Origin of the sequence: Xanthomonas sp. 1678 (genome assembly GCF_031455575.1) — a bacterium.
Lineage (GTDB): Bacteria > Pseudomonadota > Gammaproteobacteria > Xanthomonadales > Xanthomonadaceae > Xanthomonas_A.
In genome coordinates this window covers 185,565-208,327 of sequence record NZ_JAVDSZ010000004.1, presented here as the reverse complement: position 1 = coordinate 208,327, position 22,763 = coordinate 185,565, and the positions used below count along the sequence as shown (strand labels likewise).

Annotated in this window: 22 protein-coding genes; 5 read left to right on the top strand and 17 right to left on the bottom strand. The window is 69.8% G+C overall.

The annotated features are described in order from the left end of the window. The 4 genes from J2Y70_RS10105 to J2Y70_RS10090 form a co-directional block, all read right to left on the bottom strand. Complete coding sequence (locus tag J2Y70_RS10105) at window positions 1-399, bottom strand: hypothetical protein (protein ID WP_309916752.1); 399 nt, start codon at window positions 397-399, stop codon at window positions 1-3. A 49-nt stretch (window positions 400-448) separates the two neighbouring features. Next, on the bottom strand, window positions 449-907 hold the full coding sequence (gene bcsD, locus J2Y70_RS10100; RefSeq protein WP_309916749.1) for a cellulose biosynthesis protein BcsD: 459 nt from the start codon (window positions 905-907) through the stop codon (window positions 449-451). A gap of 218 nt (window positions 908-1,125) precedes the next feature. After that, on the bottom strand, window positions 1,126-2,310 hold the full coding sequence (gene pncB / locus J2Y70_RS10095; RefSeq protein ID WP_263397224.1) for a nicotinate phosphoribosyltransferase: 1,185 nt from the start codon (window positions 2,308-2,310) through the stop codon (window positions 1,126-1,128). Between the two features lie 154 nt (window positions 2,311-2,464). Further along, window positions 2,465-3,310: a glycosyltransferase family 2 protein gene (locus J2Y70_RS10090; RefSeq protein WP_309916744.1), complete on the bottom strand. Its 846-nt coding sequence runs from the start codon at window positions 3,308-3,310 to the stop codon at window positions 2,465-2,467. 491 nt (window positions 3,311-3,801) lie between these two features. Between J2Y70_RS10090 and J2Y70_RS10085 the strand changes: the two genes are divergently transcribed. The 4 genes from J2Y70_RS10085 to J2Y70_RS10070 all read left to right on the top strand — a co-directional run bounded on the left by J2Y70_RS10085 (window position 3,802) and on the right by J2Y70_RS10070 (window position 9,180). Beyond that, a complete protein-coding gene (locus tag J2Y70_RS10085; RefSeq protein WP_309916741.1) occupies window positions 3,802-4,947 on the top strand; it encodes a phosphotransferase in 1,146 nt (381 codons plus the stop codon). A gap of 158 nt (window positions 4,948-5,105) precedes the next feature. Further along, window positions 5,106-7,268 (top strand): TonB-dependent receptor, encoded by a 2,163-nt coding sequence (locus J2Y70_RS10080; protein ID WP_309916738.1) that lies wholly within the window; start codon window positions 5,106-5,108, stop codon window positions 7,266-7,268. Window positions 7,269-7,584: 316 nt separating this feature from the next. Next, complete coding sequence (gene pnuC, locus J2Y70_RS10075) at window positions 7,585-8,166, top strand: nicotinamide riboside transporter PnuC (protein WP_309916735.1); 582 nt, start codon at window positions 7,585-7,587, stop codon at window positions 8,164-8,166. A gap of 276 nt (window positions 8,167-8,442) precedes the next feature. Next, window positions 8,443-9,180 carry a UTRA domain-containing protein gene (locus J2Y70_RS10070; RefSeq protein WP_309916732.1) on the top strand — a complete coding sequence of 246 codons (738 nt, stop codon included), beginning with the start codon at window positions 8,443-8,445 and terminating at the stop codon, window positions 9,178-9,180. 198 nt (window positions 9,181-9,378) lie between these two features. On the opposite strand, the gene J2Y70_RS10065 is transcribed toward J2Y70_RS10070, so the two are convergent. The 4 genes from J2Y70_RS10065 to J2Y70_RS10050 form a co-directional block, all read right to left on the bottom strand. Continuing rightward, window positions 9,379-9,903 (bottom strand): cyclophilin-like fold protein, encoded by a 525-nt coding sequence (locus J2Y70_RS10065; RefSeq protein ID WP_309916728.1) that lies wholly within the window; start codon window positions 9,901-9,903, stop codon window positions 9,379-9,381. A 26-nt stretch (window positions 9,904-9,929) separates the two neighbouring features. Then, the gene (locus J2Y70_RS10060) at window positions 9,930-11,144 is read right to left on the bottom strand and encodes an MFS transporter (protein WP_309916725.1); all 1,215 of its coding nucleotides are present in this window, start codon (window positions 11,142-11,144) and stop codon (window positions 9,930-9,932) included. A gap of 223 nt (window positions 11,145-11,367) precedes the next feature. After that, complete coding sequence (locus J2Y70_RS10055; RefSeq protein WP_309916722.1) at window positions 11,368-12,396, bottom strand: alpha/beta hydrolase; 1,029 nt, start codon at window positions 12,394-12,396, stop codon at window positions 11,368-11,370. Window positions 12,397-12,443: 47 nt separating this feature from the next. Further along, complete coding sequence (locus J2Y70_RS10050; RefSeq protein WP_309916719.1) at window positions 12,444-13,493, bottom strand: NAD(P)-dependent alcohol dehydrogenase; 1,050 nt, start codon at window positions 13,491-13,493, stop codon at window positions 12,444-12,446. A gap of 121 nt (window positions 13,494-13,614) precedes the next feature. On the opposite strand from J2Y70_RS10050, the gene J2Y70_RS10045 reads away from it, so the two are divergent. Next, window positions 13,615-14,502, top strand: coding sequence for a LysR family transcriptional regulator (locus tag J2Y70_RS10045; protein ID WP_309916717.1), 888 nt, complete (start codon window positions 13,615-13,617; stop codon window positions 14,500-14,502). 18 nt (window positions 14,503-14,520) lie between these two features. Here the strand turns inward: J2Y70_RS10045 and J2Y70_RS10040 are convergent, their stop codons facing one another. From J2Y70_RS10040 to J2Y70_RS10000, 9 genes are read right to left on the bottom strand one after another with little or no spacing between them, the layout of a single operon-like run. Beyond that, on the bottom strand, window positions 14,521-15,357 hold the full coding sequence (locus J2Y70_RS10040; RefSeq protein WP_309916714.1) for a glycosyltransferase: 837 nt from the start codon (window positions 15,355-15,357) through the stop codon (window positions 14,521-14,523). Window positions 15,358-15,363: 6 nt separating this feature from the next. After that, window positions 15,364-17,655 carry a type II secretion system secretin GspD gene (gene gspD / locus J2Y70_RS10035; RefSeq protein WP_309916711.1) on the bottom strand — a complete coding sequence of 764 codons (2,292 nt, stop codon included), beginning with the start codon at window positions 17,653-17,655 and terminating at the stop codon, window positions 15,364-15,366. 9 nt (window positions 17,656-17,664) lie between these two features. Beyond that, the gene (gene xpsN / locus J2Y70_RS10030; RefSeq protein WP_309916709.1) at window positions 17,665-18,438 is read right to left on the bottom strand and encodes a type II secretion system protein XpsN; all 774 of its coding nucleotides are present in this window, start codon (window positions 18,436-18,438) and stop codon (window positions 17,665-17,667) included. Further along, window positions 18,428-19,231, bottom strand: coding sequence for a type II secretion system protein GspM (gene gspM, locus J2Y70_RS10025; protein ID WP_309916706.1), 804 nt, complete (start codon window positions 19,229-19,231; stop codon window positions 18,428-18,430). The genes xpsN and gspM overlap by 11 nt, the downstream gene beginning before the upstream one ends. Then, window positions 19,212-20,336, bottom strand: coding sequence for a PilN domain-containing protein (locus J2Y70_RS10020; RefSeq protein ID WP_309916704.1), 1,125 nt, complete (start codon window positions 20,334-20,336; stop codon window positions 19,212-19,214). The genes gspM and J2Y70_RS10020 overlap by 20 nt, the downstream gene beginning before the upstream one ends. Continuing rightward, complete coding sequence (locus J2Y70_RS10015) at window positions 20,333-21,193, bottom strand: type II secretion system protein GspK (RefSeq protein WP_309916700.1); 861 nt, start codon at window positions 21,191-21,193, stop codon at window positions 20,333-20,335. Before J2Y70_RS10015 ends, J2Y70_RS10020 begins: the two co-directional genes overlap by 4 nt. Further along, window positions 21,190-21,840, bottom strand: a complete 651-nt coding sequence (locus J2Y70_RS10010; protein ID WP_309916697.1) for a type II secretion system protein J — start codon at window positions 21,838-21,840, stop codon at window positions 21,190-21,192. Before J2Y70_RS10010 ends, J2Y70_RS10015 begins: the two co-directional genes overlap by 4 nt. Next, window positions 21,837-22,253, bottom strand: a complete 417-nt coding sequence (locus tag J2Y70_RS10005) for a prepilin-type N-terminal cleavage/methylation domain-containing protein (protein ID WP_309916695.1) — start codon at window positions 22,251-22,253, stop codon at window positions 21,837-21,839. The genes J2Y70_RS10010 and J2Y70_RS10005 overlap by 4 nt, the downstream gene beginning before the upstream one ends. Beyond that, a complete protein-coding gene (locus J2Y70_RS10000) occupies window positions 22,250-22,699 on the bottom strand; it encodes a GspH/FimT family pseudopilin (RefSeq protein ID WP_263397205.1) in 450 nt (149 codons plus the stop codon). The genes J2Y70_RS10005 and J2Y70_RS10000 overlap by 4 nt, the downstream gene beginning before the upstream one ends. Between the last annotated feature and the right edge of the window lie 64 nt (window positions 22,700-22,763).

The following is a 22,763-nucleotide window of genomic DNA, read 5'->3' as shown; positions in this document are numbered from 1 at the left end:
TCAGCGGATCTGGAACCGCTTGAGCGGGCTGTCGGGCGTCGGCACGCGATCGCGGCCGGTCTCCAGCAGGCGCTGGAACAGCTGCGCGAGCGGCGTGGCCGCAGCGACCGCAGCCGATGGCGCGGGTTCCGCCGCGGCGGGCTTTGCCACGGGCAGCGCCACGACCGGCCTGGACTCGACCGGCGCGCGCACCACCGACAGCGTCGGCACGGATACCGGCGCGATGGGCGGCAACGCTTCGGCGGGCGGCAGCGCTTCTGCGGCGGCCGGCTCCGGCGCGCTCAGCCGCGCCCCGGAAAAATCCTGGTACGCACTGGCGCCCTGGCTGCCGAGCTTGGCGAACAGGCTGGAAATGTCGTCGGCCGCATCGGCGCCGGCTTGGTCGGTCTTCTTGGACATCGATCACCCCCTAAGATGATTTGTGTGTCTGGTGGATCGAGTACCTGAGTCAGGCGACCCGGCACAACACGAAACGGCGGACATCCTCGTCGTCGACCGGCACCGCGCGGACCCCCAGGCCCGCCGACATGCCGGCCTGCTCGAACCAGGCGTGGTACACCCCTTCCAGGAACCCATCCGCCCCGGCCGTCTCCCCGGCCAGGGCGATCTGCAACGGCGAGCCCACGTGGTGCAGGTCGACCCGGTCGGCCTGCTCCTCGAAGCGCACATACCCCCACTCCACCCGCTCCCAGACCCGGTTGGCCGCGGCCTGGATCTCGTCCAGCGTCGCGCAGGCCCCGACCGGATGCTCGCCGGCGAAACGGCGACCGATCCGCGCCATCAGCAGCGCCATGTCTTCCACCCCCAGCTCCGCCGCGAACTCCTGGGCCAAGGCACGCAGGAAGCCGCGCCACTGCCGGGAACAGGCCTGGGTACGGAAATGCGCGTGTGCCTCGGAAGGACTCATCGGGTGCTGCCTGCGTTGGAAAAATGGCACGGCAGTGCCGGGCAAAGGGTACCGAGCAAGCTTGATGCCAAGATGGCCGATCCCGCCATCAACGGGATACAGTTCTCACTTTCCGGCCCATCATAGCCAAATGCTGCACCACAGCATAGCCTGCTCCGGCTTGGCGCCGCTCGCCTGTATTTTGGTCGCAACCGGCCCGGAAGTCGGCCGGCCACGTCTCACTCTGGACGATCGGCGGCCACGTCAAAGACTTGGCGCAGATAGGCCAGGTAGGCCGGGTCGTCGCACAGGGTCTTGCCCGGCGAGTCGCTGAGCTTGGCCACCGGCTGGCCGTTGCAGCGGACCATCTTGATCACGATCTGCAGCGGCTTGGGCCCCAGGTCGTTGGTCAGGTGCGTGCCGACGCCGAAGGCGAGCAGGCAGCGGTCGCGGAAATGCGCGTACAGCCGCATCACCTTGTCGATGTCCAGGCCGTCGCTGAACACCAGGATCTTGCTGCGCGGGTCCACCCGGTGCTGCTGCAGGTGCGCCAGCATGCGTTCGCCCCATTCGAACGGATCGCCGGAGTCGTGGCGCATGCCGTCGAACAGCTTGCAGAAGTACAGGTCGAAGTCGCGCAGGAACGCCTCCAGCCCGACCACGTCGGACAGGGCGATGCCGAGGTCGCCGCGGTACTCGCGCGCCCACGACTCCAGCGCGGCGGCCTGCGAATCGCGCAGCCGCGGGCCCAGCGCCTGGAACGCCTGCAGGTATTCGTGGGCCATCGTGCCCAGCGGGGTCAGCCCGTAGCGCCAGGCGAAGTACACGTTGCTGGTGCCGACGAACTGCGCGCCCAGGGTCTGCTGCAGCACCGGCAACAGCTCGCCGTGCCAGGCCCGCGAATAGCGGCGGCGGGTACCGTAGTCGGCGATCGCGCAACCGCCGTAGCCGCTGCTGTCGCGCAGCAGCGCGATCTTGGCCTGCAACCGGCGCAGGCCCTCGTCGTGGTCGTCGCCGCCGGTGTTGCGGAACCAGACCTCGTTGACGATCGCCAGCAGCGGCACCTCGAACAGGATGGTGTGCAGCCACGGCCCGCGGATGCGCAGTTCGATCTCGCCCGGCACCGTGGCCGAGGCGCGCAACTGCAGGTACTTGCGGTCCAGATGGAACAGCGCCAGGAAATCGGCGAAGTCCGGCTTGATGAAGCGCAGCCCGCGCAGGTAGTCCAGTTCCTCGGCGCGGAAGCGCAGCGCACACAGCGCGTCGATCTCGGCCGAGATCTGCTCCAGGAACTGCGCCAGGTCGATGCCCGGCGTGCGGCACTTGAAGCGGTATTCCACCTGCGCACCGGGATGCTGGTGCAGCACCGCCTGCATCATCGTGAATTTGTACAGGTCGGTGTCGAGCAGCGAATCGATGATCATCGCGGCATTATGCGCCAGCGTGTTACCGGCTCGCTCCGGCTCCTCTGTAGGAGCGGCTTCAGCCGCGACCGGCACTACCGGTAACGCCGGTCGCGGCTGAAGCCGCTCCTACAGGAACGCGAGGCGCCGAATGCGCCAGCGCGCCGCATCGCGCTCAGCCAGGCCGCCGCCAGCACAACCTGGCGAAGGTCACCCAGGCGTGCAGCCAGATCACCGCCCACACCGCCGCGCGTACCGGCGCGCTGCGCGTGGGCGCCTCGAACTTGCGGAAATAACGCCACAGCCCGCGGTGCTTGTGCCATTCCACGAACCACGGCCGCTTGCGGCTGGAGACGCCGCGCACGTGCACGACGCGCAGGCCATTGACCACCGCCACCGTGGCCCCGGCCTGGCGCGCGCGGCGGCACAGGTCCAGGTCCTCGGCATGCAGCCGGTAGCCGGCGTCCCAGCCGCCGATGCGGTCGAACAGCGCCCGCGGCAGCAGCATCAGCGCGCCGGAGATCGCGTCCACGCGCTGCAGCGGCTGTGCCGGATCGGCCGCCAGCGCCAGCCGCGAACCGGCCAGCGGATGCCGCAGCATCGCCGCGAAGTCCGGATCGCGGCGGCGCACCGCCGCGTCGGCGCGACCGTGCTCGTCGACCTGCTCCACGCCGAGCAGCGCGTCGCCGAGCGCGGCCACCTGCGCGCGCAACAGCGCCAGCGTATCGGTCTCCACCATCAGATCCGGATTGACGAACGCCAGCCACGGCGCATCGCTGGCCGCCGCGCCCTGGTTGCAGGCGGTGGCGAAGCCGGGGTTGTCGGGATTGGCGATGAAGCGCACGCGCCGGTCCTCCAGCGCGTGGCGCTGCACGATCGCCAGGGTGTCGTCGCGCGAGGCGTTGTCGACCACGCGGATCTGCGCGACCTGCGCCGCCGCGCGCAGCCGCTGCAGGCAGGCGTCGATGGTGCTGCCGCTCTCGTAGGTCACCACCACCACGGCCATCTGCTGTTCGCTCATCCGCCGATTATCCGGGGAAAGCACCGCGCGCAGAAGGCGCCGCGCCTGCGCGCGGCGACAAGCCTGCTGCAGGACCTCTACGTCACCGCCTGCCAGCGCCGCGCCGACGGCGCGGAAACGGTCGCCCGCTGCCCGACGGCTGGACCCGCATGGACGATGCCGCGGCACAGTGCGCCGGCATCGCCGCGCACCCGCGCGTCAATCGCACGCGCCGACGCGGTAGAATCGCCGGTCCCCCTGCTTTTCGCGGTGTAGATGACGGCTAGCGCCCTCTACGGCGCGCTGCCGCCAGGCTCGCTACGCATCGGCCGCCCCCTGTGGCGGTGGCCGTGCATGCCGACGGCCCGGCAGCGCCGCCGCCCTGCGACCGACCTTGCCGTCGGCCGCCGCCCCGGGGCTCCGCGTCATTGGTCTAGACCAACCTCCAAAAACTGCCGGACGACGCTGCGTTGCGCCGCGATCGGCTCGCACCTGCGCGCCGGGCAGGCAGCATGAGCGCGCACCAGATCCACGGCATGGGCCTGGCCCCGGCAGCGGCGGACTGGCCACCCTTGCGCAGCGATGAGGTGGACGCGCTGTTGCGGCGCATGGCCCTGCCCGACGCGGTCCGCGCCCTGCGCTGGCACAGCCCGCGCCCGTTCTCCGCCGCGGCCGAGGTCGACAGCGCGGTCGGCACCCTGTTCGTCAAGCGCCATCACCGCCGCCTGCGCGACGCGCAAACGCTGGGCGAGGAACACCGCTTCATCGAACACCTGCGCGCGCGCGACGTGCCGGTGCCGGTGCTGCTGCGCACGGCCGACGGCGCCAGCGCGGTGGAAATCGGCGACTGGACCTACGAGGTGCAGCGCGCCGCCGCAGGCGAGGACCTCTACCGCGACACCGCCTCGTGGCAGCCCTTCGCCGGCTCCGCGCATGCGCAGGCCGCCGGGCGCGCCCTCGCGCGCCTGCACCGCGCCGCCGCCGACTACGTCGCCGCGCCGCGCAGCACCGCGCTGCTGGTCGCCAACCTGCGCCTGTTCGGCAGCGCTGATCCGTTGCAGGCGCTGCAGCAGGACCTGCGCGGGCGGCCGGCATTGGCGGCTTGGCTGCAGCGACGCGACTGGCGCGGCGACCTGCGCCGGCACCTGCTGCCCTGGCACGCACAGGCCTGGCCGTCGCTGCGATCGCCGCCGCCGCTGTGGACGCACGGCGACTGGCACGCCTCCAACCTGCTGTGGCGCGACCAGGGCACGGCAAGCGAGGTCAGCGCGGTGTTCGATTTCGGCCTGGCCGACCGCAGCTTCGCGCTGTTCGACCTGGCCACCGCGATCGAGCGCAACCTGGTGCCGTGGCTGGAACTGGACGTTGGCGGCCGCGCCGCGGCCGACCTGGACCAACTCGACGCGCTGCTGCACGGCTACGCGCAGGTGTCGCCGCTGGACGCGGCGCAGCTGCGCCTGCTGGCCGCGCTGATGCCGATCGCGCACGCCGACTTCGCGCTCAGCGAGATCGACTATTTCGCCGGCATCACCGGCTCCGACGCGAACGCCGACATCGCTTACCGCCGCTACCTGCTCGGCCATGCCGACTGGTTCGGCGGCGAGGAAGGCCAGCGCATGCTGCAGCGATTGCAGCGGCACGCCGAGGCGGCGCGATGAGCGCCACGCGCGCGCGGCCGCGCACGCCGGCTTGCCCATGGCGCGTGCCTGCTGCGCAGCGCTGCCGGCGCGGCGTCGCACCCGATACCCGACGCCGCTGTCGCCTGCGCGCAGCGGCATCCGTTCTTTCCGTTCCGCTTTCCGCCTAGAGGCCCAGCATGTCCCACACCCTCCCCGCGCTCGCGCCGCTCGCCCTGGCCTTGGCGCTGGCCGCCACCGCCGCACCGGCACGCGCCACCGATGCGGACACGCGCACGCCGGTCGAACTGGACGCGGTCAACGTGCAGGCCGAGCAGCCGCGCAACCGCTCCGACCTGGCCGGCTACGGCGACGCCGCGCTGCTGGACACGCCCGCGTCGATCGGCGTGATCGACCGCGCGCAGCTGGACGACCGCCAGGTGCGCGTGCTCAGCGAGGTGCTGCGCGCCGATGCCTCGGTCGGCGACAGCTATGCGCCGATCGGCTACTACGAGAACTTCGTGGTGCGCGGCTATTCGCTCAACGCCGCCAACAGCTACCGCATCAACGGCCTGACCATCGCCGGCGAGCAGAACGTGGCGCTGGAGAACAAGCAGCAGGTGCAGGTGCTCAAGGGCCTGTCCGGGCTGCAGTCCGGCCTCACCGAACCGGCCGGCGTGATCGACTACACGACCAAGCGCCCGCAACAAGTGCGCACGCTGGTGCTGGGCACCGACGACGATGGCGGCCGCTACGCCGCGGCGGACCTGGGCGGCTGGTTCGGCCGCGACCGCCAGTTCGGGCTGCGGGTCAATGCCGCGCACGAGGACATCCGCAGCTACGTCGCGCATGCCGACGGCCACCGCAACTTCCTGTCGCTGGCCGCGGACTGGAACATCGACCCGCGATCGACGCTGCAGCTGGACGTGGAATACCAGGACCGGCAGCAGCGCTCGGTCCCCGGCTATCAGCTGCTCGGCGGCACGCGCGTGCCCAGCGACGTGTCGGTGCACCGGCTGCTGGCTTACCAGCCGTGGTCCAAGCCGGTCGGCATCGATGCGCTCAATGCCCAGTTGCGCTATCGCTACCGCTTCAACGACGCCTGGAGCGCGCAGCTGGCGGCTGCCCACAGCCGCGCGGTGATCGACGACTATTCCAGCTTCGCCTGGGGCTGCTACGGCGCGGCCAGCTGCGCCGCCGACGCGGTTCCCAACTATTTCAGCCGCGAAGGCGACTACGACGTCTACGACTACCGCAGCCCCGACGACACCCGCCGCAACGACCAGGTGCAGGCGACCGTGTCCGGCAGCTTCGCCACCGGCGCGCTGCAGCACCAGCTCAACGTCGGCGTGGACTACCTGCAGCGCAGCATCGACCGGCACGGCTCGATCAACGAGTGGATCGGCACCGGCAACATCGACGCCGATCCGCCGGTCTACGCCCAGGCCGATGCCGAATTGGATCCCAAGCGGCGGCGCCTGGACAGCACGCAGACCGCGCTGCTGGCCAGCGATCGCATCGGCATCGGCGAGGCGTGGCAATTGCTGCTGGGCGCGCGCCAGGTGCGCTACGACGAGCGTGCCTGGGACCGCGACGGCGCACTGACCCGGCACACCCGCCGCTCGGAACTGCTGCCGCAGGCGGCACTGCTGTTCAAGCCGCACGACACGCTGTCGTTGTATGCCAGCTTTGCCAAGGGCCTGTCGCCCGGCGGCACCGCCTCGTGGTTCGCCAGCAATGCCGACGCGATCCTCGCGCCGACCGCCGCCTACCAGAGCGAGGCCGGCCTGAAATACGAGCGCGACGGCCTGGCCTTGGGCGCCGCCGTGTTCGACATGCGCCAGGCCTACCAGTACGCGCAGCCGCAGGCCGACGGCAGCTTCCTGTACCTGCAGCAGGGCCGGCTGCACAACCGCGGCATCGAGTTGTCGGCCGACGGCGCGATCGGCGAACGGCTGCACCTGCAGGCCAGCGTCGCCGGCATCCGCGCGCGCGCCGAGGACACCGGCACGCCCGCCTACGAAGGCCACCAGGCCTTGAACGTGCCCAGGCTGCGCGCCAGCGCCCAGGCCAGTTGGGACGTGCCCGGTGTGGCCGGCCTGGCGCTGCTGGGCGGCGCGCAGTACAGCGGCGCCAAGTACGCCGACCGGATCGGCAATGCCGAGGTGGGCGGCTATACCGTGTACAACCTGGGCGCGCGCTACGCCACGCGGCTGGGCGCGGTGCCGACCACGCTGCGGCTGAGCGTGGACAACCTGGCCGACAAGCGCTACTGGCGCGACGTCGGCGAATACGCCGGCGACGACTATCTGTTCCTGGGCGCGCCGCGGACGGCGCGGTTGGCGGTGCAGGTCGATTTCTGAGCGGGACTCGGGACTCGGGACTCGGGACTCGGGACTCGGGACTCGGGACTCGGGACTCGGGACTCGGGACTCGGGACTCGGGACTCGGGACTCGGGACAGCAGGATGATGTCCCGGGGTAAATCGCTGTCAAGCGATTTGATGAAATAAGCGCCATTTTTTTGAAGAGAAAGCGGCTTTTTGAGGCGCCCTAGCCGAGCTGCTTTTCTGTGGGAGGGGCTTCAGCCACTCCCACAGAAAAGCGCAAAAGCATCGAACTTGCGAAAATCCCGATTCCCGAGTCCCGAGTCCCGCCCCCAAAACCGAGCCCCCACCCCATGTCCCCCCTCGAACTCCTCGCCGTGCTGGTCAATGTGCTCGGCGTGTGGCTGACCGCGCGGCGGGTGCGCTGGTGCTGGCCGGTCAACGTCGTCGCCGTGCTGCTCTATGCGTGGCTGTTCTACCAATGGAAGCTGTATTCGGACATGCTGCTGCAGGGCGTCTACGTGTTCCTGCAGGGCTACGGTTGGTGGCGCTGGAGCCAGGGTCGGCTGGACCATGGCAAGGTCCATGTCGGGCCGCTGCCGCGGCGCGAAGGCGTGCGGTCGTTGCTGGCCGGCGCCGCCGGCGCGGCGCTGCTGGGCTGGCTGATGCATCGCTACACCGACGCCGCGCTGCCGTGGCTGGATGCGGCGCTGTCCGCCTTCAGCCTGGTCGCCAGTTTCTGGGCGGCGCGCAAACGCATCGCCAACTGGGGCCTGTGGATCGTGCTCGACTGCGTCTACGTCGGCGTCTTCGTCTACAAGGGGCTGTATCCCACCGCGGCGCTGTATGCCGGCTTCGTGGTGCTGGCGGTGTACGGCCTGCGGCTGTGGCAGGCCGACCTGCAGCGCGCCGTCGCCGCGCAGCCGGCGCCATGAGCCGGCGCATCCGCATGCGCCGCAACCCATGCGGCACGCGCTAGCGAATGACGGCCCGGCGCGGCGGCGCCACGGATACCGGGACCGCTACGCTGGCGCATTCTCGCCCTGGCATTGCAGTAACCGGCGATGCGGGAGCGACTTTCAATTGCGACGGGCGTTACCAGCAAGGCCTGTCGCGACCGATGACCCGTGGCGACCCGGGAGCCGCTCGCACAAACGTGGCCGGTTGTCTGCAACCATGTAAGACACGCGCCATCGCGCGACGGAGAGCCCATGCCCACGCCATTGAATCCCGCCACCGGCTTCGGCCAGCGCATCGTCGATGCGCTGCTGGCGCGCATCGCTGGCGGCGAATGGGCCGCGGACCAGCGCCTGCCGGTGGAGCGCGAACTGGCCGCGCTGTTCGGCTGCACCCGCATCACCTTGCGCGAGGCGCTGCAGCAACTCGAATCGGAAGGACACATCTACCGCGAGAACCGCCGTGGCTGGTTCGTCAGCGCGCCGCGCGTGCGCCACGACCCCACCAGCATCGCCGGCTTCATGCAGTACGTGGCCGCGCAGGGCGGCATGCCGCATACCGAACTGCTTGGCGCGCGCCGCCAACCGGCCGGCGCCATGCTGGCGCGGCAGCTGGAACTGGACGATGCCGCTGAAGAGGTTTTCGTCCTGCAGCGCCGGCGCTGGATCGGCCGCCGCGCGGTGCTGCTGGAGACCAACGCGATCCTGGCCGCCTGGGCACCGACCTTGCTCGACTACGACCTGGCCGCTTCGCTCAGCGCCGTGCTCGCGCAGCGGCTGGGGTTGCGCCAGGCGCGCAGCCGGCTGTCGATGTATCCGACCACGCTGGATGCCGAGCAGGCCGCGCTGCTGCAGTCCACCGCCGGCACGCCGTGCTTCCGGCTGCAGCGGGTGAGCTACGCCGCCGACGGCCGCGCGGTGGAGTTCGACATCGAGTCCTGGCGCCACGACGTGCTGGAAGTGACGGTGGAGGTGCAGGCGCCGCCCGAGTAAGGCCGCACTGGCGACACTGGCGGCGCAATGCGACCCACCATGCGAGGCGCGAATGCGGGCAGCCGCCACAGCGCTCGCGCAGGTGCGAGGACACGTCGCAGCGACAGCGAGCGGACAGGCAATCTGCAGACCCGCGAGAAGAGCGATCTGCGCATGCCGCACGACATTTGGCACAAGGATGGGCTCAGATCAACGGGCTCACTCTGCCGAGAAAGCGACCCGGACGTCGCCTCGGCCCAGGGCCTGGGCCAGGCCGGCGGGATCGTCCACCCGCCCCAGGCTGGTGTAGGAATACGACGAATGGAAGCTTTCGTAGAAGACGACCACCGTGCGCGTTCCATAGAGCATCAGATCGCCTTTCTGGATCGTGCCCGGCCGGCTCGCGCGGGCGGGAAGCGCTTTCGCTAGGTCGGCATGTTTTTCGTTGCCGTTGAGTTCCGCCATGTCCAACGCCAGCGGGAGCTGGGCGGCGAACGCCCGGGCCGCAGAGGTATCGGCCAACGTGACGGCAAAGCGGCGTTCGCCGACGGTCATCCACACGTGCGTACCCTCCCATTTCGCGGACGCGCCACGCGCATCCTGAGCCATCGTCCCAAGCGCCTCGGACGGGTTCGCGGCGCACCCGGCAAGCGTCACCATGCCCAGCAACGCCACTGCCTCGCACAGGGGCCACCACCGTGCCAAGGCCCGCTGTTCGATGAGGGAGCGCAGTTTCAAGTGCACGGCATCGCTCCGGAGCGAACAGGTCGTCAAGCGGATGGCGCCACGGACGAACGCGACGCCATCAGGGACAGGAACGCGCCGAACAGCAGCAGCGCCGCACTCGCCACGAAGGTGCTTTCGTAGCCGCTGCGATCGAACAGCGCCCCGCCCACAGTCGAACCCAAGGCGATGGCGAGCTGGATCACTGCCACCATCAACCCACCACCCGCTTCGGCATCCGCCGGCATGGCGCGCGCGATCCAGCTCCACCAGCCCACGGGAGCCGCAGTCGCCAGCAACCCCCATAGCGCCAGCAGCGCGGCAACTGGCCATAGCCAGTGGGCCAAGGGGATGAGCGCCAGCGCGATCGTCGCCATGAGCACCGGGATGGCGGTCAGCGTGCGATACAGGCCGCGCCTGAGAACCGCCCCGATCACGACGGTACCCACCAAGCCCGCCACACCTATCCCCAGCAGGATGAGCGAGAGCGTGGCCACCTCGACCCGCGTCGCCGTTTCAAGGAATGGCCGCAGGTAGGTGAACAACGCGAACTGCCCCATGAAGAACGCAGCACAGGCCGCCATACCCAAAGCGATATGTCGGCTTCTAAGCAGGCGGAAGACATTGCCGGTGCCGGCCCTGCGTTCGGCGGCCATGGCCGGCAGACTTGCCCACTGCCACACAAAGGCGATGGCGGCCACCGGAATCAGGCAGAAGAAGGTACCGCGCCAGCCAACGACCGCGCCCAGGTAGCTGCCCAGCGGCGCGGCGATCACCGTGGCCAACGCGTTGCCGCCGTTGAAGATGGACAAGGCGCGCGGCACCTGCGCGAGCGGCACAAGGCGCATGGCGGTGGCCGCAGACATAGACCAGAAACCGCCGATGACCACGCCGATGAGCGCGCGGCCGAGCATGTAGATCGGATAGTTCGGCGCCATCGCGATGATCGCGCCGGACACAGCCATCGCGCCGGTCAGCGCAAGCAACAGCATCCTGCGGTCCATGCTGCCGGCCAGCGCAGGGATGGACAGGCTGGCGAGCACCGCGAATGCACCGGAGATGGCGATGCCATATCCCACCAGGCCTTCGCTGACGCCAAGGTCGGTCGCCATCGGCGTCAGCAGACTGACGGGCATGAATTCCGATGCGATCAGCGCGAACACGCACAGCGTCATGGCGAATACGCCGCTCCAGTTGGCCAACTGCGTTGTCGCGGCGCGTTCGATGCCGCCCACCGACGTGCTTGTTGGAGCGCCTGTCATGGCGTTGCGTCCTGCGGCTCGCCGGCCGGCCTGGGTGCTTCAAGGGAGAGGACAGCGCGCATGCCCATAGCGCGTATCCCGAGGATTGGGTGCCGCTTGGCGCACCGCGATTGCCAGGCAGCACATTCCCGCAGGAAGACAGCGCCACTGCGGTGGCCAGATGTGTTCATGCCGATGTTCCTCTGATTGCCAACGACAGCCGCTGCGCCAAAACCGCACGCCGTTATTGCAGATGCTGCTTGAAGAAAGCCGTCAGCTTGTCGAACGGAATGAGGTCGACCCGGTCATAGAGATCCACATGCCCGGCGCCCTTCACCCACACCAGCTCCTTGGGCTGGCCCGCCAGGCGATAGGCGTCCTCGCTGAATTCCTTCGAGTGCGCCCGGTCACCGGCGATGAACAGCATCGGGCGCGGCGAGATCGTCTCGATGTCATTGAACGGGTAGAAGTTCATGAACTTGACCAGGCTGCTGAGCATGGGCTTGGTCGTGTTCTCCGCCGACTGCCCTTTGGGCGTGTATTGGCCACGCGCAGTGCGATAGAAGTCGTAGAACTCGCGCTGGATGTCGGGTGTGTTTTCGTCCAGTTGGTTGACCGTTCCTGGGATGTATTTGATGTCGCCGCCGGTGAACTCGGCGAAGCGCTGATCGATGGCCGACCGGATGATCTCCTTGCGCTGCGCAACGGTGGTGGACTTGTTCAGGCCGTCGCGGACGGCGGCGCCCATGTCGTACATGCTCACGGTGGCGATGGCTTTCATCCGCGGATCGATCTTGGCTGCGCTGATGACGAAGCTGCCGCTGCCGCAGATGCCGAGGACGCCGATCCGGTCCGGATCCACGATGGCCTGGGTGCCGAGGAAGTCCACTGCCGCGCTGAAATCGTCGGCATAGATTTCCGGGGCCACCAGGTGGCCCGGTTCGCCCTCGCTCTCGCCCCAGAACGACAGATCGAGAGACAGCGTGACGAAGCCCTGCTCGGCCATCTTGGTGGCGTAGAGGTTGGCGCTCTGCTCCTTCACCGCTCCCATCGGATGGCCGACCACGATTGCCGCATGACGGACGCTGCGATCCAGATTCTTCGGCACGAACAAGTTGCCCGCCACCTGCATCCGGTACTGGTTCTTGAACGTGGCTTTCTGCACCGTCACCTGGTCGCTGGCGTAGAAGTTGTTGGCGCCATGGGACATGTCCGCTCCTGTTGCGGCAAGGGGGCTGATCAGAAGCGCAAGCAGCGCGATGATCTTGTTCATGGGGTTCTCCACGTTGAAAAGGAATGTTGCCGTTCCCGCGCCATCAGTCATGCGGCCAACGTGGCGTTGTCGATCACGAAGCGGTATTTGACGTCGCCCTCGAGCATTCGCGCATAGGCCTGCTCGATCTGATCGGCACGGATGAGTTCGATGTCGGCCACGATTCCGTGCTGGGCGCAGAAGTCGAGCATCTCCTGGGTTTCCGCAATGCCGCCGATCATCGAACCGGCCAACGTGCGGCGCTTGGTGATGAAGTTGAATACTCCCGGCGACGGGTGCGGGCTGGCAGGCGCACCGACCAGCACCATCGCGGCATCGCGCTTGAGCAGGACCAGGAAGGCGTCCAGATCGTGCGGCGCGGCAACCGTGTCGACGATCAGATCGAAGCTCTTGGCATGCACGGTCATGTCTTCGACGTCGCGGGACACCACCACCTCGTCGGCGCCCAACGCCAGCGCGGCTTCGCGCTTGGACTCGGAAGTGGTGAACGCCACCACGTGGGCGCCCATGGCATGGGCGAGCTTGATGCCCATGTGGCCCAGGCCGCCGATGCCCACGACGCCTACCTTCTTTCCCGGACCCGCATTCCAGTACCGCAGTGGCGAATAGGTGGTGATACCGGCGCACAGCAAAGGCGCCACCGCCGCCAGCTGTTCCTGCGGATGGCGCACGCGCAGCACATAGCGCTCGTGCACGACGATCTGCTGCGAGTATCCGCCCAGCGTCCAGCCAGGGGCGTCGGCCGTCGCGAAGTTGTAGGTGCCGACCATGCCATCGCAGTAGTTTTCGAGGCCGTCGGCGCAGTCCTCGCACTGTTTGCAGCTGTCCACGATGCAACCGATGCCGACCAGGTCGCCCGCTTGGAAGCCATCGACGTGCGCGCCGACCGTGCAGACCCGCCCGACGATCTCGTGGCCGGGCACGCAGGGAAATTGGGTGCCAGCCCATTCGGCACGGACTTGATGGAGATCGGAGTGACACACGCCGCAGAACGCGATGTCGATCTGCACGTCATGCGGGCCCGGGGCACGACGGGCGATGTCCATCGGCTCCAGGGGTTTGTCGCCGGCGTAGGCGCCGTAGGCTCGAACAGGCATGGGAAGGATCCAGCGGGAGAGTGCGGCCATTCTGCCGGCGCGGGATAAGCTTTATTAGATGATCAATGCTTGTATGAGCTATTAGTCTCTCTAATCAATAAGCCATGGCACCATGTGTTCCATGGCGCGACGCAACCTCAACGATCTGTTTGCTTTTGTCTCCGTGGCCCGCGAGGGAAGCTTCACCCGCGCCGCCGCGGTGCTCGGCGTGACCCAGTCGGCCTTGAGTCAGGCCATCAAGGCCTTGGAAGAGCGGTTGGAAATCCGCCTTCTGACCCGCACCACGCGCAGCGTGTCTCCCACACCTGCCGGCGCAAGGTTGCTCCAGGCCATCGGCAATCGTTTCGATGAGATCGAGTCCGAGCTGGACGCGCTGACGGCGATGCGGGACAAGCCTGCCGGTTCCGTGCGCATCACCAGTGGCGACCATATCCTGCGGACGCTGCTATTGCCCAAGTTGATGCCGGTGATGCATCACTACCCGGATATCAACATCGAGTTCGATGTCGCTTACGGATTTCGGGACATCGTGGCGGATCGCTTTGATGCCGGCGTGCGATTGGGCGAGAGCATCGACAAGGACATGATCGCGCTCCCCATCGGCCCGAAGCTCAGGATGGCGGCGGTCGCATCGCCGGCCTACTTTGAGACCCACCCTGTTCCGAAGTCCCCTGAAGACCTGACCAAGCACCGCTGCATCAATATCCGCTTCCCTACCCACGGCGGCCTGTATGTGTGGGAGTTCGAGCGTCGCGGGCGGCAGATGAACGTCAGGGTCGAGGGGCAGGCGACCTTCAACACCTCCCCGCATATGGTGATCGCCGCGCTCAATGGACTGGGCATCGCGTTCTTGCCGGAAGAAGAGTTCGCCCCGCACCTCGAAGAGGGACGCTTGGTGCGCGTGCTCGAAAATTGGTGCCCGCCCTTTCCGGGCTACCACCTTTACTACCCGAGCCGCCGGCAGCCCTCGCCCGCGTTCTCGATCGTTGTAGACGCGCTGCGGTTATAGCCAGGCAACGCGCCGCGGCTACTCGGCGTCGAACAACGCGCGCTGCGGGTCCGGCGGCGGCAGCTCGGCGTACAGGCGCTGCAGGTCCTCGCGGCGCGCGCGCAGCGGATCGTGCATCAGGAATCCGGCCAGGCGCGCGTGCCAGGCCGGCCAACGCGTGGCCAGCGCGTCCATGTCGCCGTCGGCGGCGCGGCCCTCGCCGCTGCGCGCGACGTAGGCGGTTTCGCACAGCACGTTGCGCCAGCCGAGTCCGGCCATGCGCAGCGACAGGTCGGTCAGCGCCGCGTACCAGGAGCCGTAGCTGCTCGCGTCCAGGCCGCCGGCGCGCTGCCGCGCCGCGCCGCGCAGGACCACCGCGTGGCACACCGCCGCCGGCAGCTCCGGATGCAGCGGTGGCAGCGCCGCACACGCGCGGGCCAGGCGTTCGCCATCTTCAGGCACGGGATTGATCTCGCCCAGCCGCGGCCAGGCGCAGGCTTCACCGGCGTTGCTCCACGGCGTGGCGCTGGCGATGGCGGCATCGCGCGCCAGGCATGCGCTCAGTTGCTGTAGCCAACCGGGCAGCGGCTGCGCGTCGGCGGCCAGCACCACCACGTCGGCACCGGCGCAGGCGCGCAGCATCTCGTCCAAATGCGCGACCTCGCCGAGCATGCGCGGGCGCCGGGTGTAGTCAGCCTGCAGCCGGGTGCGCGCCAACCAGGCCTCGATCACCCGGATGCCACGCGGCCCGGACTGCGCGTCGTCGGCCAGCCATACGCGAGTGCCAGCCGGGGTATGCGTTTCAAGTGCGCCCAGGCACGCGTCCAGCGCCGCGTCATCGACGCCGACTGGCAACAGCACGATGGGCAAGCTCACCGTTGCCTACTTCTTGCCCGAAGCCGGCAGCGGCTCCATCGCCTTGAACTTCTGTCCGTACTCGTCGGTGAGATTGCGTGCTTCCTGCGGGTTGCGCACGATCGTCGGGGTCAGCAGCACGATCACTTCATTGCGGGTCTTTTGCTGCGATTTCTGCCCAAACAGGGCCCCGACCACCGGCAGCTTGCTCAGCAGCGGTACGCCTGCGCTGCCGTCGGTGGTGCTGTCGTTGATCAGCCCCGCCAGCATGATGGTGTCTCCGCTCTGCACCGCGGCCTCGGTCTTGACCCGACGCGTGTTGATGTCCACGTTGCAGGCCGAACTGTTGACCACGCTGGATGTGCCGGCCGTGCATGCCGCCGGCCGCGCACCGGGCGTGCTGACTTCCTGCACGATGTCCAGGAACACCATGCCGTCCTTGGTCACGCGCGGGCGCACCTTCAGGATCACGCCGGTGTCGATGTACTGCACCGAGGAGTAGCTGGTATCGGTGCCGATGCCGGTGTTGATCGAGGTCGAGTTGATCGGAATGCGCGTGCCCACGTTGAGCGTGGCTTCGGCGTTGTTGCGCACGAACACCGACGGGGTCTGCAGCAGCTTGAGATTGGTGACCTTGTCCAGCGCGCTGATCACCGCCGCGGCGTTCTTGCCGAGGAAGGTCCAGCCCAGGCCGGTGCTGGTGACCTTGCCGGCGATATCGCCCCAGATGTTGCGGCCCGCCGCACTGGGCAGATTGGCGCCACCGCCGATGCCGATGTTGGTGGCATCGGCGGCGGCGCTCACCGCGTTCTCGAAGAACCAGTTCACGCCGTACTGCAGATCGCCGGTCAGGCTGACCTCGGCCACCTGCGCCTCGATGTGCACCTGCATCGGCATCACGTCGAGCTTCTCGACCACGTCGCGGATCGAGCGCCACGACTGCGGCGTGGCGCGCACCAGCAAGGTGTTGGTCTCCTCCACCGCCGACACGCCAACCTTGTCGCCCTGCACTTCCAGGGTCACGCTGCCGTTGCCGGGGGTGCGCTGCGACAGCTGCAGGCTGCCGTTGCCCAGTCCGCCGCTGCTGCCACTGCCGGACGAAGAGCTGCTGCCCGAGGAGAAGCTGTCGCTGCCGCTGCCGTTGAGGCTGCCGCTCCCGCCCAGGCCGCCGTCGCTGCTGCCGTTGAAGCCGCCGCTGCTCATCTGGCTCAACTGCGTGCCCGGCATCAGCGAGGCGCTGGAATCGCCGCGGTTGCCGCCGGCGCCGAACACCTCGGCCAGGCGGTCGGCCAGGTCCTTGGCCTTGATGTATTTCAGTTCGTAGGAGAACAGGCGGCTGCCGCCGCCGGCGCTGTCGATGCGGTCCAGCCATTCCTGGATCTGGTCCAGGTAGCGCGCCTGCGGAGTGATCACCAGCACCGCGTTGGCGTTCTCCAGCGGCATGAAACGGAACATGCCGGCGCTAGGCGTCTTGCTGTTCTCGCCGAACACCTTCTCCAGGTCGGCGGCGACCTGCTCGGCCTTGCCCGACTGGATCGGGAACACGCCCACCGACATGCCCGACAGCCAGTCCACGTCGAAGATCTGCACCGTGCGCAGGTAGTTTTCCAGCTCGGCGCGGGTGCCGCCGAGGGTGATGACGTTGCGCGAGCCGTCGATGCCGACGATCGCGTTGGGCCGCGCGTACGGCTCCAGCACCTTCTTCATCTCGCTGGCGGAAATGAACTTCAACGGCACCACCCGTACCTCGAAGCCGCGCGCGCTGGCCGGCGAGGCGGTGCTCGGCGCGACCGTGCCGGCCAGGGCCTGGTCGGCGGGCACGATGTTGTAGCGGCCGCCGCTGTAGACCATGCGCGCGTTGTTCCAGCCCAGCACCATCTCCAGCAGGTTCAGCGCCTGCGCCGGCGACACCGGCTTGGGCGTGGCCAGGGTCACCGTGCCCTGCACGCCCGGCGCGATCACGTAGTTCTGCCCGAGCATGTCGCCGAGGATCGCCTTGACCACCGCGTGCACCGACTCGCCTTCGAAGTTGAAGGTGGCGCTGCCGCTGCTGGCGTTGGCCAGCGACGGCGCCGGGGCGGCGGCCGCGCCGGAATTGATCATGGTGCCGCTGCCGCGGCGGATCACCGGGGCGACGCGCTCCGGCAGGTCGTTGGGATCGGCCGTGCCGGCCGGCCCGCCGGGCGTGCTGCTGGTGCTGCCGGCGGCGCCGACGGCGGGATTGATCGCGGCGCCGCGGCGGACGTCCGGCGAGGGCGTGGTGGCGCAGCCGGCCACCAGGCCGATCGCGAGGAACAGGGAAAACAAGCGCAGCGTCATGCGATCACTCTAAGGGTTCTGGCCGGGGGGAGTGCCGTTCTGGCGTTGTTGCTGCAACTGCCGGCGGCGGGCTTCGATACGTTCGCGGATGGCTTGCAACTGTTGCGACGACGGCGCCGGCGCGGCGGCCGGTTCGCTCGGCGGCGGCGCATTGCCCGCTGCGTTCGACGGCGGCGGCACGGCGGTATTGATCGCGGCATTGCTGACAGGCGCGTTGACGGCGGGCGCGGCCACCGGCAGCGGCGGCATGCCCGGCGGACGCGCGCCCTGGCCGAGCACGGTCGGCGGCTGCCCGCCCTTGCCGTCGAACACCTGCAGCTCCAGCGTCTGCGTGCCGCTGCCGCCGCTGACCACCGCGCGGCGCGGTTCCAGCGACAGCAACCGCCAGCCCTTCACCGGATCGCTGCCTTGCTGCAGGCGCAGCGATTCGCCCTGCTCGGTGGTCAGCGTGGCCATCTTGAAGGTGTCGGTGAGCAGCACGCCGGTCAGGCGCACGCTGGGCGCGGCAGCCTGGCCGTTGTCGGCGCTGAGGAAGAACGGATGCGGCCGGCGGTCTTCGGCGAACACCGGGCGCGCGGCGATCTCGGCGTAGCGCGAATACTCGCCCAGGCGCTCGCCGGCCGCCGCCGGCAAGGCCGGCAGGCGTTGGGTCATGGCCGGATCGTCGGGCAGCGGCTCGATCCGCTGGCCAAGGCCAGCCACGCCCAGCACCCACACCAGCAGGCCCCACAGCGCCAGCGTCGCCAGCCACACGCTGCGCAGGCCGATCGCTTCAATGCGCATGCGCGCCCCCCTCTTGCTGCGGCTGCGGCGACGCGGCGGCGTCCGGCATGGGCGACGGCGCTGCCGCAGGCGCCGGCTCGCTCGGCCCGGGGCCGGCAGGCGTGCCGGCATCCATCACCGGCGCGCCCGGCGGCGGCGCAGGACTGCCCGGCGATGGCGCCGCGGGCGACGGTGGCGTGCCCGCTGCCGCGGGCGGCGCCGGCATCGCGTTCGGGCGCAGATAGCCGGCCAGTTCGAAGGCCACGTCCAGGCCGTTGCCGCTCTCGCCCGGCGACAGCTGGTAGCGCTGCGCCATCACGTTGAGGTTGTCGACGAACAGCGCCGGGGTGCCGCTTTCCAGCGCATGCAGCACCGTCGCCAGTTCCGGCGTGCCGCAGCGCAGCCGCACCTGCACCGCGACGCGGGTGAAGCGGTCGCGGCGGTTGTCGGCGGCCAGCGGCGAGCGGTTGCTGATCGCGCAGCTGCGGTTGCCGGGGCTGGCGGTGGCCACCGCGCTTTCCAGGCGCTGCACCAGGCCGGCCGAGGCCAACTCGGCCGAGGGCTCGCGCAGGAAACCCGGGCGCTCGGCCAGCTCGCGTTGCGCCTGTTGCAGGCGCTGCGCCACCTGCGGCGCCTGCTGCAACTGCATGCGCACGCGCAGTTCGCGCTGGCGCAGTTCCTGGATCTGCGCCTCCACCTCGCGCATCGGCAGCGTCCACCACGGATGCACCAGCACCAGATAGCCCAGCCCCAGCACCGCCAGCAGCAGGCCCAGCGCCAGCCAGCGGTCGCGCTTATCGACCTGCACCGGCATCGGCGGCCTCCTTGCGCTTGGTCCCGGCCAGTTCGGCGGTCAGGGTGAAACGGTCGCGATGGCTGCCCGGATCGGCCTGCAGCACGCCGGTCAGCGACGGCGTGCGCCACAGCGGCGAGCCTTCCAGGCGCCCGACCAGCGAAGACGCTTCGCTGCTGAGTCCGATCAGCTGCAACTGATCGCCCTCCACCGAGAACTTCTCCAGGTAGGTGCCCTCGGGCAGGCGCTTGCTCAGTTCGTTCCAGATTTCCAGCGAGGTCGGGCGCTCGGCGCGCAGCTGGTCGAAGAACGCGGCGCCTTCGACCAGATCGACCAGTTGCTGGCGTTGCGCGGCCACGCCGCGCGCGCGCTGCGCGCCGTTGTCCACCTGCGCGCGCAGCTGCTCGAGCGCGTCGCGGCGGTTGTCGAGCAACTGCCAGCCGGCGGCGAACAGCGCCAGCAGCGCGGTCGCGGCGAGGATCGCGTTCCAGCGCCGCATCGGATCGGCGCGGCGATGGCGCTGCTCCGGCGGCAGCAGGTTCACGCCCAGCGGCGCGCCGTCGGCGCCGGCCACGTCGACCCCGGCCATGGTCGGACGCAGCGCACCGGCGCTGGCGTGCAGGTCCTCCAGCACGCGGCGCGGCGCCACCACCAGTTCGGCGTCGAGTTGCGCATCGTCGCGGCGCGCGCCAAGGCGCACGTCGTAGACCACCTGGTCGGCCTGGAACGGCGTCTGCCGGTCGATCTCGAACCTGACCACGTCGCGCAGGTGATCGGCGGCGGCGGCCGGCAGGCGCAGCGTGCGCTGCAGCGCCGAGTGCGCCGGCAGCAGCCAGGCCCGCGGCAACGCCGCCAGGCGCGGTCCGAGCACGGCATCCAGGTCCGCCGGCGACAGCGGCCACGGCAATGCCAGCGGCGCGCCCAGTTCGGCCCCGAGCTGGCGGGCGACCAGCAGCTGCTCGCCGTCGCGCCACAGCAGCAGCCGCGCCTGCGACCAGCCCAGCTGCAGCTGCCAGCGCGGCGGCAGCCACGCCATCAGCGACCGCTGCCACCAGGCCAGCAGGCCGCCGGCACCGGGCGTCATGCGCACGCCGAACGTCTCCATTGTGTCGCGCCACGCAGTCATCGAACGGTCGATCCTTCTTCCCATCGCAGCACAGTGTAGGCGGAGCCCGGTAGCGCCGACGAGCCTGGGCGCACCACTGCGCGCAGCACGGCCTCGCGTCCGGCCGCCAATCGCGCGCGGCTTTCGATGCTGTAGGTGCCGCCGCCCCCGCCGATCGGCGCGGGCTGCGCCGGGTCGTTGCGCTCGCGTTGCGCCAGCACCTGCTGCGCGTCCAGGCCGAGCGCGGTGAGCACCGGTGCCGGCGCGAAATCCGGCGCCGGGCGCGAGATGCCGCTGTACAGGGTCAGGTTCGGCAGCAGCTTGGCGTACAGGTCCGCGTCCATGCCCAGTACCAGCTGCAGTTCGGCCAGGCTCTCGAACGGCGCGTCCTTGGCCCCGTACGGACGGCCTTCGGCGGCGTAGTCCGGGTCCTCGGCGCCGCCGTTGGGCTGGCTGAGGTTGTCCGGATCGCGCCAGTCCACGATCGCCGCGGCGATGCGGTCGGCGCGCTGCGGATCGCCGCCGACCGCGCGCACCAGCGCCGCCAGCAGCGGCGCGTCGGCCAGGTTCAGGTCGACCTTGCCGCTCTCGTCGGTGATGCGCAGGTCGACCGTGGCGTCTTCGTACTGCCAGCGGTAGCGGCGCCCGTCCGCGCGCCAGCCCGGCTGCGTCGGCGTGCCGGCGAGCCGGGTCAGCGCGTATTCGAGTCCGGCGCGGGCGCGCTCCTGCGCCGCCGCGCCGTCGCCCAGCACCTTGCCCTGCAGGCCTTCGGTGCGCGCGGTCAGCGCGAACGCGCCGATCAGCGCGGTCAGCAGCGCGATCAGCCACAGCACCAGCACCAGCGCCGCGCCGCGCGCCTGGTTCGACGCCGCGCTCATTGCCGCGCCTCCGCGCTGCCGGCCTGGCGCAACGCCACCACCAGCGGCGGCCAGACCATGCCGTCGTCGCTGCTCAGCTCGATCGACACCAGCAGCGGCAACTGATCGGTCTTCTCCCAGCGCTCCTGCCAGGGGCCGATGCTGCCGCGCTCCGGGTCGATGCCGCGGTAGCGGAAGCGCACCTGGCGCAGGCCCTCGGCCAGCGGCTCGGGCGGGCGCGGCTTTTCTTCGGCGATCTGCTTGCCGGCCTGCACCTGCACCAGCGCGATCGCCAGGCGCTGCTGGCCGCCGTCGCCGCTGACGCTGAGGTCGTGCAGGTAGGGGCCGCCGCGGCCCAGGTAGTCGGGAAGATCGGCGACGAACTGCATGCGCTGCGGCTCGCCGACGAAGCGCACCGGCTGCAGGGTGCGGCTGTCGATGTCCAGCGCCATCGCCTGCGCGCCGCTCAGGCGCCGGCGCAGGAAGCCCTCGACCGCGCGCATGCGCTCGCTGCGCCCGGCGATGCTCTCGCCGCGGCCGCTGATCGCGGTGGCCGAGCGCAGCGTGGCGAATGCCAGGGTCAGCCCGCCGACCAGCAGCACCGTGGCCAGCAGCACTTCGATCAGGGTGAAGCCGCGCGCGGCGGCGCGGCCCGGTGCGCGGCTCATTGCGGCACCCCGTTGTTCTGCGCGCTGACCAGGCGCAGCGTCTTCCACTGCAACGCCTGCGCCGGCGCATCGCCCCAGCGCACCTGCAGGTTCAGTTGCAGCAGCGTCGGCGCGCCGGGCGTCATGGTCGTGTCCGGCGGCCGCCGCGCATCGACGTACGGCGCCACGTCCAGGGTCCAGCGATAGCGGCCCTGCTCGAAACTGCCCTGCTCGCGGCCCGGCTGCAGCGGCTGCTCCACGCCCTGCGCGGCCAACAGCGATTGCGCGTACAGCGTGGCGCGGCTGAGCTGCTCGGCGCGCTTGACCTGGCGCGCGGCGCCGGACAGCGAGCCGAGCAGCAGGGTCAGCGCCAGCGCCAGCAGCGCGAACGCCACGATCACCTCGATCAGCGTGTAGCCGCGCTGCGCCTTCATGGCATGCCCTGCTGCGGCGGACGCCCGACCCTGACCTCGCCGGTCAGCCAGGCCACGTCGATGCGCCAGCTGGCGCTACGCGCCTGCAGTTCGATGCGTCCGCCGGTGGCGGCGCCGTCCTCGAAGAACTGGATCGCGCCTTCGTCCTGCCGCCGCTGCGCCTCGCGCGCGCCGCTGAAGCGCACCGTCAGCGACGGCGGGATCTCGCCGTGGCGGCCGTTGGGCGCCTGCCAGCGATGCGCCTGCGGATCGATCAGGAAGCGCTGCGGCTGGCCGGTGGCGATCGCCTGCGCCCGCGTGTAGCGCAGTTGCGAGGCGATCTCCTTGGCCGACGAACGCAGGCGCATGCCGTCGATGCCGCCGGTCAGGACCGACGCGGCCAGCACCGCGGCGATCGCGATCAGTCCCACCACCAGCAGCATCTCCAGCAGCGACACGCCGCGCATGCGCGCACGCGCCGCGACGGCGCGCGCTGGCGCACCGCGGCGGTGAGCGCGGGCATGGGCCTGG

Coding starts and splice junctions, on each gene's coding strand:
- J2Y70_RS10105 (WP_309916752.1), bottom strand. CDS start 399: ATGTCCAAGAAGACCGACCAAGCCGGCGCCGATGCGGCCGACGACATT.
- bcsD (WP_309916749.1), bottom strand. CDS start 907: ATGAGTCCTTCCGAGGCACACGCGCATTTCCGTACCCAGGCCTGTTCC.
- pncB (WP_263397224.1), bottom strand. CDS start 2,310: ATGATCATCGATTCGCTGCTCGACACCGACCTGTACAAATTCACGATG.
- J2Y70_RS10090 (WP_309916744.1), bottom strand. CDS start 3,310: ATGAGCGAACAGCAGATGGCCGTGGTGGTGGTGACCTACGAGAGCGGC.
- J2Y70_RS10085 (WP_309916741.1), top strand. CDS start 3,802: ATGAGCGCGCACCAGATCCACGGCATGGGCCTGGCCCCGGCAGCGGCG.
- J2Y70_RS10080 (WP_309916738.1), top strand. CDS start 5,106: ATGTCCCACACCCTCCCCGCGCTCGCGCCGCTCGCCCTGGCCTTGGCG.
- pnuC (WP_309916735.1), top strand. CDS start 7,585: ATGTCCCCCCTCGAACTCCTCGCCGTGCTGGTCAATGTGCTCGGCGTG.
- J2Y70_RS10070 (WP_309916732.1), top strand. CDS start 8,443: ATGCCCACGCCATTGAATCCCGCCACCGGCTTCGGCCAGCGCATCGTC.
- J2Y70_RS10060 (WP_309916725.1), bottom strand. CDS start 11,144: ATGACAGGCGCTCCAACAAGCACGTCGGTGGGCGGCATCGAACGCGCC.
- J2Y70_RS10055 (WP_309916722.1), bottom strand. CDS start 12,396: ATGAACAAGATCATCGCGCTGCTTGCGCTTCTGATCAGCCCCCTTGCC.
- J2Y70_RS10050 (WP_309916719.1), bottom strand. CDS start 13,493: ATGCCTGTTCGAGCCTACGGCGCCTACGCCGGCGACAAACCCCTGGAG.
- J2Y70_RS10045 (WP_309916717.1), top strand. CDS start 13,615: ATGGCGCGACGCAACCTCAACGATCTGTTTGCTTTTGTCTCCGTGGCC.
- gspD (WP_309916711.1), bottom strand. CDS start 17,655: ATGACGCTGCGCTTGTTTTCCCTGTTCCTCGCGATCGGCCTGGTGGCC.
- xpsN (WP_309916709.1), bottom strand. CDS start 18,438: ATGCGCATTGAAGCGATCGGCCTGCGCAGCGTGTGGCTGGCGACGCTG.
- gspM (WP_309916706.1), bottom strand. CDS start 19,231: ATGCCGGTGCAGGTCGATAAGCGCGACCGCTGGCTGGCGCTGGGCCTG.
- J2Y70_RS10020 (WP_309916704.1), bottom strand. CDS start 20,336: ATGACTGCGTGGCGCGACACAATGGAGACGTTCGGCGTGCGCATGACG.
- J2Y70_RS10015 (WP_309916700.1), bottom strand. CDS start 21,193: ATGAGCGCGGCGTCGAACCAGGCGCGCGGCGCGGCGCTGGTGCTGGTG.
- J2Y70_RS10010 (WP_309916697.1), bottom strand. CDS start 21,840: ATGAGCCGCGCACCGGGCCGCGCCGCCGCGCGCGGCTTCACCCTGATC.
- J2Y70_RS10005 (WP_309916695.1), bottom strand. CDS start 22,253: ATGAAGGCGCAGCGCGGCTACACGCTGATCGAGGTGATCGTGGCGTTC.
- J2Y70_RS10000 (WP_263397205.1), bottom strand. CDS start 22,699: ATGCGCGGCGTGTCGCTGCTGGAGATGCTGCTGGTGGTGGGACTGATC.